The sequence below is a fragment of the Methanothermobacter crinale genome, from assembly GCF_055397825.1.
Map to the genome: position 1 here is coordinate 1,424,365 of NZ_AP042450.1, position 12,250 is coordinate 1,436,614.

Consider the following 12,250-nt stretch of genomic DNA (forward strand, 5'->3'; position numbering starts at 1 on the left):
TCACACTTTCTTTCTTTCTACAATGAGTTTAACACCATCTATGGCTTTTATAGTGACCTTATCACCCTTTTTAATCTTATCAGGGGATTTCGCACGCCATGTTTCACCATCAAACTTGACAAGGCCTTCATAGTCTTCAAAATCCTCTATTACAATCGCTGTTTGTCCTATCAGCCTATCCGCCACAGCCCTCCTCTCCGGCTCCCTTGAAACCCTAGAAGCGAAGGGCCTTGATATTCCAACCAAAACTGTCGAAACTAGGAGGAACGTTATAAATTGAATTGTGAAATTGAAACCTAGATAACTAAGTGCCGCTGCCGCGAACGCGCCAACACCAAACCATAAAAGAAAAAATCCTGTTGTAAGCATTTCACCAATAAGACACACAGCCCCTATAATAATCCAACTACCATAATCCATTAATATCCCTACCAATTGATAATTATAATTACATGATTATTAACCATTCCCTTATATAAAATTATATAAAAGAAACATTGGAGAGTGAAAGTCTTGGATGAAATCCTAGAAAAGATCGAGGAATTTTTTGGGTTCATCCCAGAAATATTCAAAGTCCTAGGGGATGAACCACAGATCCTAAGGGCATATTATGATAAAATGGAGAGTATATTATCCAATGATGCGCTCCCACTAGTTACAAAGGAACTTATAGGGGTTGGGGCCGCAGTAGCCCTCGGATCAGAACATTGCCTTCAAACCCATATCAAAGTTGCAAGGCGTCTTGGAGCGTCCAAAGATGAAATACTCCTAGCAATCCTTATAGGGGCGAGCATGGCAGAGTCAACAGCACTTTCAAAATCCTTGAGAATATTCAAAGAGGAAAATCTATGAAATTCTTCCAGTTAATATTGAAGAACCCATTCAGGAACAAGATAAGAAGTATCCTGGCCATTATCGGGATAGCTATTGGGATCGCGACTATTGTCGCCCTTGGTATAATAACAGAAGGACTTAAAGAGTCTACACAGGAAGCTCTCAAAGCTGGTGGGGCTGATTTCACAATTGTGGAATCAAATGTATCAGACATGTTCCTAAGCACAATAGACGAAGACTACATCAATAAAGTGAGTAATATCAGTGGAGTTAAAGAGTCGGTGGGCGTCCTAACATCAATACAACCTATAAAGGATACTCCATATTTTGTAGTTATAGGGATAGACCCTTCCAAGATAGTTTTAAGCCAGATAAAGATAACATCCGGGAGAAATATAGGAGAAGAGGACGAGATCATAATAGGGAAAGTAGCATCAGAGAAACTTAACAAGACAGTGGGGGATGAAATCAGCATAAAAGGGGAAAACTACCAAATAGTGGGGATATTCGAATCAGGGAATATACAAGAGGATGGTGGAGCTTTCATATCACTCAAGAAACTCCAGAAGATAGAAGACAAGGAAGGTAAAGTGACCATGATCTATGTAAAAGCGGAAAAAAATGCTAACATTGAAAAAATTAGAGACCAGATAGAAGAGAAATATGGTGAAAACCTCACAACCATAGCATCACTCGAAGACCTGCAAAGCGTAGACCAGGGGCTTAAGATAGTCGACGCTGCAAGCTGGGCCATATCACTCTTAGCAGTGATCATAGGAGGTGTGGGTGTGATTAACACGATGATAATGTCCGTTTTTGAACGTACAAGGGAGATAGGAGTCCTGAAAGCTGTTGGGTGGAAGAACAGGAGAATCCTCACAATGATACTAGGTGAATCCCTGATCTTAACATTAATCGCAGCCATAATAGGATCTGTGATGGGCGTGGCAGCCATACAAATACTCACACACCTCAACATGGGAGGATTCATAAAACCGGCCTACAACTTGGAGATTTTCCTCAAAGCATTTATTGTCGCAATCTTCGTGGGACTCCTTGGAGGATTCTACCCAGCATATAGAGCCACAAGACTAGAAGCCACAGAAGCCCTAAGATACGAATAAACGTGAGAAGAATGATAATCGACATAAAAAACCTTAAAAAGACCTTCGATGATGGTAAAATAGTCGCACTTGATGGTATAGACCTCCAAGTAGATGAGGGTGAATTCATTTCTATCATGGGCCCTTCAGGTTCTGGTAAATCAACACTACTCAATATGATAGGGGCCCTGGACCGGCCAGATTCTGGGATGATAAAAGTTGCTGGGCGAAATTTGATGAAGGAAAAGGATCTGAGCAGTTTCAGAGCCCAAGAGATAGGTTTCATCTTCCAGTTACACAACCTCATACCTAATTTAACAGTCCTTGAAAATGTTGAGATACCAATGTTTGAGGGTCCCTACAAGGATAGTATGGATGAGAGAGCCATGGAATTGCTCGAGTACCTTGGACTCGCCGAAAAGTCTAATAGGCTGCCTTCGGAGCTTTCTGGGGGTGAGAGGCAGAGGGTTGCTATTGCAAGGGCCCTTGCCAATGATCCGACCATAATATTGGCTGATGAGCCGACAGGATCCCTCGATTCAAAAACGGAAAAAAAGATACTAGAGAAACTTAAAGAATTAAATAGGGAGCATAACGTCACTATAGTGTTAGTGACTCATGATCCCCGGGTTGCCTCAATGGCATCAAGGATCATAAAAATTCTTGATGGGAAAATAGTAGGAGGATAAAAAAATGGTAGAGTTGAATGTTGCTTGGTGCATAACCAGGGGCTGGAGACAAAATCATAGAAACTTATGAGGTTATGAAGGATATCAAGAATATCTATGATGACAAGGCTGTGATAAAAGTTTTCATTTCTAAGTCTGGAGACCAAGTAGCTAAGTATTATGGGATCTACCATGATCTTGAAACAAATTTTGACCAGAAATGGGTTGAAATCAGCGCTAATTCACCATTCCTTGCAGGTCAAGTGCAGTTGGGTAAATATGATTTTCTTCTTATAGCCCCTTGCACATCGAATAGTGTTGCTAAGATATCACTCAGGATAGCTGACACTCTCATCACAAACGCGGCTATAATGGCGCAAAAGGCGGGTGTGCCAGTATACATCATGCCAACAGATTTTGAAGAGGGTTTAACAGAGATTACCTAATGGGAAGATATTAACACTTGAAATAAGAAAAGAGGATGTTGAACACGTTAAGAGATTATCTAAAATGAAGAACACCCATGTGTTCAAGGATCCTGAGTATATTTATAAGATATTTGAAAAGTTAACCATGGAATAATATTATTCAACGAGTTCTTGTATAGTGGCCTCGTAGGTGTAGATGGTTTCATCACCTTCTTTTATGGTATCAAATGAGCCCGTGCCCCTGAAGTAGGCTTTTATTTCACCAGCGTCCATGATATTAATTGTTAGAGGTTCCATGTCTGCAAGTGAATCGAAGAATCCTATTATCTCTTCTATCTCGCTTTTTTCCGGGCTTTTGAATTTTATGGATAATGTGCCTCTCTGTCTTTCCATAATCCTAATCATATCTTGGTTGACTTCAAGTTCTTTAGTGTTCGCAGTAAAAACTACCTTTTCCATAATCTCACCCTTGATATTATATTTTTTAACAGATTTAATCTTTGTGGTAGGACCACTATTAGAAGTAGGATCCCGTTCATTAAAATTGAATAAAATAGTTGATCCATGGTTGCTGGAATCGAAAAGTTGGTGAAAAGTGATGGTAAAGGTTCATAAAATGATGAGGTCCCGTCATTTACTATGAGTGCGCAGAACATGTTATTGGCGGTGTGGATGCCAATAGCTGTTTCAACACCATCCTCTAATATTGTGATAACCGCCATCACCAATGCGAAGATGAATGTGTCAATGAAAATGTTAAAGTTGCCCACAAGTGTCAGCTGGTTCCCCCAGTGCCCAATTGCGAATATTATAGAAGATAATATAATAGCTAACGGGGATTTCTTCACACACAAATTCAAGGCTTGTAAGATATACCCCCTAAAGAAGATCTCCTCAAAGCCGGCTTGAAAGAAAATAGTTAAACTTATGATAAAAAGGAAAGGATAAGCCACGGCATCGAAAGTGAATTCAATGTTAGGATCTGGTAAACTGAAAACGAGGGATAACAAGAGCATTGCAAACCATACAACAAAACCCTTAAAGATCCTATACCATTGTATGTGCTCATGAGCAGTTAAAACACTCTTAAAATTCCTCCCATGGATTAAAACCACACAAAAGAACAATAATAGTATTAGGAATGCGCTCACAATATTATAAGAGAGAATATCCAAAAATCCTTGGAGGAATCTTCCTATTGGAAGATGCAAACTTGTAAGATTAAATATTAAGCCCGTGATGTCGAATAGGACGTAAATTGATAATAAACCTATGATCGTGCCTACTGAAATGCCAGGATTCGTCAATATGATGGTGAGTAAGTATCTCCACCAGTTATTTTTCCCATCCCTTGCAAGTTGCAAAAATCTCATAAACTCATATCAAGGACTTGCTAATAAAAAAAATTTTGTTAATAGGGGGGGCCTCAGTTGCCTTAAAATTTGTATCCGATTTTCCTTAGAAATTGTTTTCTTTGGATTATGTCTTCTTCTTTTTCTATTTTACGTGGACTTTCACCATCTATTACCCCTATTATCCCCCTGCCCTGTTGTGTTTCGATTAGGAGGATCTGTACTGGGTTGGCTGTTGCGCAGAAGATGTTAACAACTTCTGGAACATCTTTTATGCGTTGGAGCACATTTATTGGGAAAGCATTCTTTAAAAGTATCAAGAATGAATGCCCAGCCGCTATATCGAGCATTTTGTCGGCTGCAAGTTCCTCCAATTCTTCATCATTGCCCGCATGTCTTACGAGACAATCCCCTGAAGCCTCTGCAAATGCAATCCCAAACTTTGCATGTGGCACCGTATTCACTATAGCTTCATAGAGATCCTCAACAGTCTTTATAAAATGGCTCTGGCCAAGGATGAAATTTATATCTTCTTCAAATTCAAGTTCCACAACTTTTATCTCCATCTGGATTATCCTCCCAAAAAAACTTCCTAATGACAAATTATGTGAGGATGGCTAAAATAAATATTATCCCCTAAAATATCAAATTAAGTTTAAATTATTTAAAGTAAACTTTAAATATTATGTGAGGACAACCTAACAAAAGGGAGGTGAAAAAGAACCATGAAAAAATTAACCTTAATAATCTCAATCTTCATCGCCATCGCCACGATAAACACAGTATCAGCCGCCGAAGTTAATGGCCAAATCAAAGAAATCTACAACGAAACAAGCGGAACCTACACCAGCCTCGACAATGCCATACCAATCAAAAATGCAACCATAAGAATAAAATACAATGAAACGATCATAAATGAGACAAAAACAAACGAAAACGGCCAATATACCATCGGATTCACCCCCATGATAAACCCAATAGAATTAGAAATATCCTATTCTACATACAAGAAGGCCACCTACACCATCAATGGAACCTGCACAATAAACCATACATTCATGCCAGATATCGCAATCATAAGCTCCGCGCCAGAAAAAGCAAAAATACTCACATCATTGAATAACAGACGCATAATATACCATGACATGTGGAACCCCAACTCCCAAGCCAACGACTGGATACTCCAATATGTAAACTTCGCATACATTGACATGGCCATGCCAGGCACCGGTTATGGAGACTCATGGTACCCCCACCTTCTCAAAAGCCCAGCAAACAAAAATTACATGATAGCAGCAGCATTTGGCTACCCCACAGACACAGACACTGACCCTTATGGTGGCGACGGACTACACCTACTCAAAGGACACAACACCAATGACACACCAGATACCATAGAAAACACTTACATAGCCAGTTACTGGGCCCTAGCTTCAGGAACAGCCACCAGAGAAAACCTAGAAAACATGATAAAATACATCTACTACCTCCTCAATGAAACAGATTATAACCCTGTTGAACAAGGTGAAGGGCCAATAATGTCCAACCCAGACTGGGGCTTATATCATCCAGACTATGGTGTGGCGAGCATAATCCCCACAAGAGACCAGATAAAAAATTGGATAGAAACAAACCCCGGACTACGGCCACCATACAACAGCCTAAAATGGGTGGACGAAAACTATGCAAGCTGGGCAAGTGAACAACGCCAAAATCTCTACAATAGCTTCGGGGAATGGTACAATCAGACAAAGAATATTACAAGACCATTCATTGTCGTGGTAAGCTATTCACCATCTCCAGTAGTTGATGCAATAATCAGAGAAGCCGAAAAAAATGGCAGAGCCGCCTTCTGCCTATACCAAGGTGCGACTAATCCACCTATAACCACATTCCTAGAAGAACTCGTAAACGCCAAATCCCTTGGAAGAGACATAAACGCCATAATATCACTATACTCATGGTCCCTGAATTATCCCAACCTCCCCAATGGGGGCGCGCTCCAAGAACTTACAACAATGAACATCCCAGTGATCAAAGGCGTGCAATTGTATGACAATTCAAGTCTCACCAATCCCCTAGGGTCACAATATGAATGGACATGGCAAGTTACAATACCAAGCTTCGAAGGCGTATTTTCGCCAATAGTCGTATCATACACAGACAATGGAGAAGAAATCCCAATAGAAACAGGTGTTAAGAAAATAGTAGACATTGCAGATAAATGGGCGAAGCTAAGGGAACTTGAAAACAGCACAAAGAAATTAGCCATCATAGTATACAATTATCCTCCTGGGAAGGATGGGCTCACAGCATCCTACCTTGACGTCTTCCAAAGCCTATACGAGCTACTCATCAAACTCAAAGAAAACGGTTACAACACAGGAGAAATACCATCCCCAGGAGAACTCTACACATTATTGAGAGAATCTGGTAACAAGGGCACCTGGGCAAAACCATTACTTGAAAAATACATTTCAGAACATAAAACCACTTTAGAGGAAAACAAGCAACTCATAAGCCCCGAAACATACATTGGATGGTTCAATGAACTCCCAGAGAAACTAAGGGAGGAAGTTATCACAAAATGGGGAGAACCCCCAGGGGATGTTATGACAATAAATAGGACAATAGTAATCCCAGGAATAGTCCTCGGAAATATCTTCATAGGGATACAGCCAAGCCGTGGATGGGAAGAAATACAGGACTACCATGACCCGTACTTGCCACCACACCACCAATACATAGCATTTTACAAATGGATAGAAGAGGTTTTCGGTGCAAATGCCATGATACACCTCGGAACCCACGGAACCCTCGAATGGCTCCCAGGCCGCATGATAGGACTAACAGAGGAGGATTGGCCATTCCAACTCACTAACTTGCCGAACATTTACCCTTATATCGTCTCCAATCCTGGTGAAGGACTTGTAGCGAAAGACAGAAGCAATGCGCTTATAATAGATCATATGACACCCGCAATGGTCCAGGGCGGTCTCTATGGTGATCTCATCGAAATCCATGATCTCATACACCAGTACCAGAATGCATTGAAAGTAGGTAACATACAAATACTCCCCGAACTTGAAGATGAGATAAAGGCAAAGGTTTCAAAGATGGGTTTTAACATTTCAGGCGACTTTAACAAAGCCCTAGAAGAACTCCATATCAGATTACATGAAATTGAAAATGATATAATACCCCTCGGACTTCACAGCTTGGGTAAAATCCTCGATGGAGAAGAACTTCTCGAGGAAGTTTTTACTATCGCATCTTCAAGGTCAGATCTTCTTGAAAATGTGAAAAAGAAACTATACCCTTCAATCACACTAAGCTATTCTGAAATATCCAAAGACACAGCCTATGAGAACGAAACAGAAAATATCAAAAAAACAGCTAAGGAATGGATAAAATATATAATAAATGGCACCATACCAGAAGGTATCACCACTACTAATCTGGAGTTCATAAATGATACAATCAATAAGATCAGAGCCAACAAAGAATGGCAGAATCTACTAGATGCTCTTAATGGGGGTTTCATAGAACCTGGATTGGCCGGAGACCCTGCTTGGAATGATGTATTGCCAACAGGCGTTAACTTCTATGCTGCCAACCCAAAGAAGATGCCGACAAAGGCTGCATGGGAAACCGCTAAGAAAGTCGTGGACAATCTACTCACAGACTATTATAAGGCCCATGGAAGATTCCCACAACTTGTAGGGATGGTCATGTGGGGCACGGAACTATTAAGGACAGATGGCCTTGCAATAGCAGAATTCTTATACTTGCTAGGTGTGAAACCAGTATGGAACTCCAATGGAGACCTGAACCCAGAACCCGTCCTTATGAGTCCATCAGAGCTTAAAATAGTCATCAATGGTCAACAGATATCAAGGCCCAGGATTGACGTTTTTGTGACAGCTGTCACAGGATACCAAGGTTGGATAGACCTGATGAATAGGGCTGTTGAACTCGCAGCTTCAGCCAATGACACCCTAAATTATGTTAAAAAGCACTATGATGAGTACCAATCCCTTGACAGGGTATTTGGCCTAAGAGGACTCGTACTTGAAGGTACAGGAGTCTCAGATCTTCTGCCAAACACTTCAAAGTGGGAGACGACGAGTGAACTTGCAGATGTTTACCTTTCCAGGGTTTCATACGCTTGGAAGTCCACACCCAATGGTATCAGTATACAGCAGAACAAGGGAACATTCCAATACCTGCTTAAAAATATGGATCTTATGACACAAAACCTTGACAGTACTTGGCGTTTGCTCGACACAGACGACTATTACGACTGGTTTGGTGGAATGTTACTCGCTTCAAGGCAATTAGGCGGCAACCCAGACACTTCACTCGTTGATATAAGGAACAAGAATACCATCACTACAAGGAACATCAAAGAGGAAATCGAATTAGAGATAAGGTCTCAGCTCCTTAATCCAAAATACATGGATTCCCTCCTAAGTTCTCCAAGTGGTTGGATGGAATACGCCTCAAGGTACAAGAACGCATTTGCAATAGCAGTAACCAGCAATTCCATAAGCGAACAATTATGGACACAGATGGCCGAGAACCTTTTAACGCCAAGATTCAGCACTCCAGGACCCTACGGGGCGTTCGCAACTCAATCAATGATTGCATGGGTGCTTGAAGCTAACAGACGCGGCATATGGACTCCAAGTGACAGGGGTCTGGTGACAAACCTAGTAAACCAGTACATAAGGATTGCAAACCAGTATGGTGTTGCCTGTTGTCACCATACTTGTGGCAATATCGTGTTTAATCAGTGGCTTGTGAGTGTTTCATCATTGAATTCTGCGGCCCTCCAAAAATTTGCAGGGGTAATTGCAGCAGCTACTGGGGCTGAAATAACGGTTCCGGGCACGGGATCTCCTGGACAACCAGGCATGCCTGGACAGTCTGGAGTGGGATCTTCTGGTGTGGGTCCTGGTTATACAGGCAGCCAGGGACGAGCAGGCAGTTCTGGCGGGGCGTCTGGCAGCTCCCCAGGAACTGCTGCAGGCGCAAATCAAGGACCTGGAAGCGGATTTGCAGGGAAAACCGGTAAAGTTTTCGAGGTTGCCGCTTCTCCAAGTGGCGGTTCAGGAAGTCAGATGCCATTCTATGCACTAGCAGGGATCATAGCCATAGTAGCGCTCATAGGCACTGGTTACTTCCTCGGAGGGCGTGGAAAGGTCTAAGATCCACCCCTTATTCTTTTATTTTTTAATTTCAATTCCGTTGCTTGCAAGACGCCCCCCCTCCAAGAGGGGAGCCAAGGTTCAAATACTCTGTTAAATATGCCATGTCCAGTGGTTTTACCCATTTTAACGAAGGGATGGGGAGTCTTGAAGATTCCTAGAAGGTGAATGAACCCAGAGCATAAAGCTTCCTCCTTGGAAGCTCAACATTTACCTTTAAAGGCAATATTATTTTTTTACAGATCTAATCCCCTCAAGAACATTCTCAGACCCCCCACCGCGCATAGAAAAGGCCGAAAGTATTATATATTGTACAAGCTCGATAAAAGATACGGGGGACGGCCCCCCCCAGAACGTTTGTGGAAAGAGAAAAAGACTACTTCAGATGATCCCATGGGGAGCAAGTCTTCCAGATGAAACAGGACACTCCCCCCACACTACCGTAGTGGTTTAATAATCGTGAAAAGTCTAAGATAGGATAAGAGGATCTATTATGGATTATCTTATTAGATTAAAGCGAAGAGAGCTTAGCCTAATATGTCATCAAACAGGTCATATATGCATACTCCTAGGCTTGTTAATGTTGATCCCTATCATCGTAGCCATAATATACAATGAGACAAGATTCATCCTCCCCTTTCTTTATTCCAGTGGTATAAGTATTTTAATCGGCTTTTCTCTTTATAGAATATTCAAGGGAGAGGTTGAATTTTCTCTTAAAAGTGCTATGGTGTTCTCTGCTATTATCTGGCTTGTTGTATGCGCCCTCGGCGCTCTACCATATTACTTTTCCGGCCAACTTAATTATCTTGACGCCTATTTTGAGGCCATGTCTGGTTTTACAACTACTGGGTTTTCCATGTTCCCAAACTTGGATAATGTTCCTTATACAATCCATTTCTGGCGTGGTTTCACACAATGGATCGGTGGCATCGGTATTATAGTCCTCGCACTAAGTTTTCTCTCATCCTCTGGTTCCACTATAATGCGCTTGTATCTTGCCGAGGGCAGGGACGAGAGGATACTTCCAAGTATAAAGCATACAGTGAAGATCATCCTATATATTTATCTTATCTACACAGGAATCTCCATAATCTTGTTTTTAATGGCTGGGATGCCCCTCTTTGATTCTATATTCTATAGTTTCACCGCTCTTTCAACTGGCGGTTTTGCTATCTATAATGATAGTATAGGCCATTACCATAGTCTATGGATAGAAATAGCTGCCATGGTAGTGATGTTTCTTGGGGCTACAAATTTTGCATTACATTACACGATCCTTAGGGGTAGGTGGCGAGAATACTTCAAAGATATTGAGACCAAGGTTGCTTATTCTTTTCTCATATTTGGGACAGTTGTCGTTGCAATATTCCTCCATCCTTCATATGGACCGGCTTCTTTAAGGTATTCTATCTTTCAAGTGGTTTCTGCATTAACTACAACAGGTTTTCAGACAGTTTCAGGGGCTCAGATATTAACTCAGTGGATGGGCCTTGGAATTTTTATGCTCATAATATTTATGATTGCAGGTGCGGGGTCATGTTCTACAGGAGGGGGTATGAAATGGTTAAGACTTGGGTTAATGGCAAAGGGGATATACTGGGAGATCAGATCATTTTTACTCCCGGAGAGGGCCAGGGTACCTACCATGATTCATCACGTAACTGATATGGTGGTCGATGATAAACTTTTAAAATTAACAGGATTGTTTGTTTTCAATTATCTTCTAATATACGCGGTAAGTGTTATAGTGCTCCTATTCTATTATCCGAACATTGGAGGGGTCTTATTTGAAGTTGCATCTGCTATGGGTAATGTGGGCCTCACTTCTGGGTTGATGACTTCAACTTCACCAACCGTTACAAAATTGGTGTTTATACTTGATTTTTGGGTGGGCAGACTTGAAATATGGCCCGTATTATTATCCGTGACAATAGCCATGAACATGCTGAGAAGAACCTTGAAGAGAAGATCTAAAACCTAACTGGGTGCTTAAAATGAGGGAATTGGCACCTCCCCACATCATATTCCATGGGACTGATGATATTTTATATTAAAAAATTGGATATAATAAATCAATTCCTATTTTGAGGTGTAGCTATGAAGGAGAAAAGTAAGGAGATTGGTGCCAGGATAAGGGAGTTAAGGGAACTTTCAAAGATCACTGAAGAGGAAATGGCGGATTATCTTGGAATCCCCCTCAAAACTTATAGGAGATACGAAACTGGAGAAGATGATATACCCGCCAGTTTATTATTTGAAACAGCCCAGAAACTCAAGGTTGATATGAGCCTTCTTCTCACAGGAGAAGAGGCTAGAATGCACATTTTCACTGTTACGAGAAAGGGTAAAGGTGTTAAAGTTGAAAGGCGCAAACAGTACAAATATGAGAGTCTCGCTGAAAAATTCATCCATAAAAAGGCCGAACCCTTCATAGTAACCGTGGAACCTCGAGAAGATAAACCAGAGATGAACAGCCACCCTGGCCAAGAATTTAACTACATCCTAGAGGGTAGGATAAGATTTTATATCCACGAAAATGAGATAATACTCAACGAGGGCGATTCAATATTTTTTGATTCATCATATCCACACGCAATGGAAGCCCTTAATGGTAAAAGGGCGAAATTCCTAGCTATAATAATGTAAAGGGTG

The 12,250-nt window shown here is 41.3% G+C and carries 10 protein-coding genes and 1 pseudogene; 7 read left to right on the top strand and 4 right to left on the bottom strand.

Features of this window, described 5'->3' with window-relative positions; translation table 11 throughout:
- A complete protein-coding gene (locus ACZ5XX_RS08070; RefSeq protein ID WP_464584245.1) occupies positions 1–435 on the bottom strand; it encodes an NfeD family protein in 435 nt (144 codons plus the stop codon).
- Between the two features lie 69 nt (positions 436–504).
- Between ACZ5XX_RS08070 and ACZ5XX_RS08075 the strand changes: the two genes are divergently transcribed.
- The 4 genes and pseudogenes from ACZ5XX_RS08075 (at position 505) to afpA (ending at position 3,187) form a co-directional block, all read left to right on the top strand.
- Entirely contained in the window at positions 505–852 is a 348-nt protein-coding gene (locus ACZ5XX_RS08075) for a carboxymuconolactone decarboxylase family protein (RefSeq protein ID WP_464584247.1), read from the top strand.
- On the top strand, positions 849–1,958 hold the full coding sequence (locus ACZ5XX_RS08080; RefSeq protein WP_464584249.1) for an ABC transporter permease: 1,110 nt from the start codon (positions 849–851) through the stop codon (positions 1,956–1,958). Before ACZ5XX_RS08075 ends, ACZ5XX_RS08080 begins: the two co-directional genes overlap by 4 nt.
- Positions 1,959–1,969: 11 nt before the next feature.
- A complete protein-coding gene (locus ACZ5XX_RS08085) occupies positions 1,970–2,626 on the top strand; it encodes an ABC transporter ATP-binding protein (RefSeq protein WP_464584251.1) in 657 nt (218 codons plus the stop codon).
- A gap of 4 nt (positions 2,627–2,630) precedes the next feature.
- Positions 2,631–3,187: pseudogene (gene afpA / locus ACZ5XX_RS08090) on the top strand (archaeoflavoprotein AfpA).
- Between the two features lie 2 nt (positions 3,188–3,189).
- Here the strand turns inward: afpA and ACZ5XX_RS08095 are convergent.
- The 3 genes from ACZ5XX_RS08095 to ACZ5XX_RS08105 all read right to left on the bottom strand — a co-directional run bounded on the left by ACZ5XX_RS08095 (position 3,190) and on the right by ACZ5XX_RS08105 (position 4,951).
- Positions 3,190–3,492 (bottom strand): hypothetical protein, encoded by a 303-nt coding sequence (locus tag ACZ5XX_RS08095; RefSeq protein ID WP_464584253.1) that lies wholly within the window; start codon positions 3,490–3,492, stop codon positions 3,190–3,192.
- The gene (locus ACZ5XX_RS08100) at positions 3,480–4,406 is read right to left on the bottom strand and encodes a lysostaphin resistance A-like protein (protein ID WP_464584255.1); all 927 of its coding nucleotides are present in this window, start codon (positions 4,404–4,406) and stop codon (positions 3,480–3,482) included. The genes ACZ5XX_RS08095 and ACZ5XX_RS08100 overlap by 13 nt, the downstream gene beginning before the upstream one ends.
- A gap of 62 nt (positions 4,407–4,468) precedes the next feature.
- On the bottom strand, positions 4,469–4,951 hold the full coding sequence (locus ACZ5XX_RS08105) for an adenosine-specific kinase (protein ID WP_464584257.1): 483 nt from the start codon (positions 4,949–4,951) through the stop codon (positions 4,469–4,471).
- A gap of 159 nt (positions 4,952–5,110) precedes the next feature.
- Here ACZ5XX_RS08105 and ACZ5XX_RS08110 point away from each other — a divergent pair, with 159 nt between their 5' ends.
- From ACZ5XX_RS08110 to ACZ5XX_RS08120, 3 genes are all read left to right on the top strand, one after another.
- Complete coding sequence (locus ACZ5XX_RS08110; protein ID WP_464584259.1) at positions 5,111–9,595, top strand: cobaltochelatase subunit CobN; 4,485 nt, start codon at positions 5,111–5,113, stop codon at positions 9,593–9,595.
- A 493-nt stretch (positions 9,596–10,088) separates the two neighbouring features.
- Positions 10,089–11,579 (top strand): TrkH family potassium uptake protein, encoded by a 1,491-nt coding sequence (locus ACZ5XX_RS08115; protein ID WP_464584261.1) that lies wholly within the window; start codon positions 10,089–10,091, stop codon positions 11,577–11,579.
- A 116-nt stretch (positions 11,580–11,695) separates the two neighbouring features.
- Positions 11,696–12,244, top strand: a complete 549-nt coding sequence (locus ACZ5XX_RS08120) for a helix-turn-helix domain-containing protein (protein WP_464584263.1) — start codon at positions 11,696–11,698, stop codon at positions 12,242–12,244.
- Positions 12,245–12,250 lie beyond the last annotated feature (6 nt).

Coding starts and splice junctions, on each gene's coding strand:
- ACZ5XX_RS08080 (WP_464584249.1), top strand. CDS start 849: ATGAAATTCTTCCAGTTAATATTGAAGAACCCATTCAGGAACAAGATA.
- ACZ5XX_RS08085 (WP_464584251.1), top strand. CDS start 1,970: ATGATAATCGACATAAAAAACCTTAAAAAGACCTTCGATGATGGTAAA.
- ACZ5XX_RS08095 (WP_464584253.1), bottom strand. CDS start 3,492: ATGGAAAAGGTAGTTTTTACTGCGAACACTAAAGAACTTGAAGTCAAC.
- ACZ5XX_RS08100 (WP_464584255.1), bottom strand. CDS start 4,406: ATGAGATTTTTGCAACTTGCAAGGGATGGGAAAAATAACTGGTGGAGA.
- ACZ5XX_RS08105 (WP_464584257.1), bottom strand. CDS start 4,951: ATGGAGATAAAAGTTGTGGAACTTGAATTTGAAGAAGATATAAATTTC.
- ACZ5XX_RS08110 (WP_464584259.1), top strand. CDS start 5,111: ATGAAAAAATTAACCTTAATAATCTCAATCTTCATCGCCATCGCCACG.
- ACZ5XX_RS08115 (WP_464584261.1), top strand. CDS start 10,089: ATGGATTATCTTATTAGATTAAAGCGAAGAGAGCTTAGCCTAATATGT.
- ACZ5XX_RS08120 (WP_464584263.1), top strand. CDS start 11,696: ATGAAGGAGAAAAGTAAGGAGATTGGTGCCAGGATAAGGGAGTTAAGG.